Here is a 1,118-nt window from a genome sequence, read left to right on the forward strand (position 1 = left end):
TACGGTCCCTGGCCTTGTTGTGCTCCTCGCGGCCCTGCCATGAACCCGGCTGATTATCCGGCTGCTGGGTATGCACATCTATCTTGCCCACGCGTAGCCCCTGCTGCTCCAGGCTGCTGCGCAGCTGGGGCAGATTATCGTTTATGACCTGGGCCACCTCGTGATTGGAAGTGCTGACCATGGCCCGGACCTCGCTGCCCTGCATTTTGAGCACAACAGAGAGCATGCCCAGGTTGGGAGGATTGAGCTGCAGGGTCATTTTGCTTTTGCCCTGGCCCATATCCTTGAAAGTTCCGCTGCGCACCTGCTCCATCACCTGCTGGGAAATCTGCTCACGCTGTGCGGCCTGTCCGCCCTGCCTGGCAGCCTCACTCGCCTCCCTTGCCCCGGCTGCGGCTGCTGCGGTTCTTACTTCCTGTGATGTATCAGAACGTACCCGGCTCAAAAATTTCTCCCAGGGATCCTGATTATTGCTGCCTGAATCCCTGCCGCCGTCTCTGGATGCCTCCCCGCTCAAGGCCTGGTCTCTCAGCTCCTGGGAATCCTTCACAGCTGAGTAGCCGGATCTTTCATTGCGGCTGTCCTGGTTTTCCCGGCTGGATTTGGAACCCTCGGACCTTTCCGAATTTTCACGGCCGGAATGCATGCTTTGAGATCTTTCAGACTTTTCCCGGGTATCCTTGAGCTTCTTTTCTGCCTCAGGATTTGCGGAAGCATTGCCACGCTCTGCGCTCCGGCCCTTACCCTCTTCCTTGGCAGCCTCGATCATGCGCAGAAGAGAATTTTCCTCCCGCGAAAGCCTCCTGCCTGAATCGCCTGCTGCGTTTTTAAGGCCCTGAAGCAGGCCATCGGCCCGGCTTTCCCGGGAGTCCTGGCGAATCATGCCCAACAGGTTCTTAAGATCAGACCTGCCCAGCTCCTTGTCTGCGAATGCACTATACTCGCTTCTGTCCCTGCTTTGCGCCCTGAATCCCTGCAGCAGTGATTCAAGCTGGCTGCGGCTTAAAGATACCCGCTGGCCGTCTTCCATTTTGTCTATTCTTGAGGCAAGCTGTTCCGCCACCCGGTCCAGCCGGCCCTGTTCCACATCCCGGATCAGGTCCTTTCTCTCCTGGGCA

General features: G+C 58.0%; 1 protein-coding gene. It reads right to left on the minus strand.

What is annotated here, in order from left to right:
- A partial coding sequence (locus D5S03_RS12585; RefSeq protein ID WP_287044271.1) for a flagellar hook-length control protein FliK occupies positions 1 to 1,118 on the minus strand: 1,118 nt, incomplete at both ends.

This window comes from Desulfonatronospira sp. MSAO_Bac3, from assembly GCF_003838035.1.
Classification (GTDB): Bacteria; Desulfobacterota; Desulfovibrionia; order Desulfovibrionales; family Desulfonatronovibrionaceae; genus Desulfonatronospira; species Desulfonatronospira thiodismutans.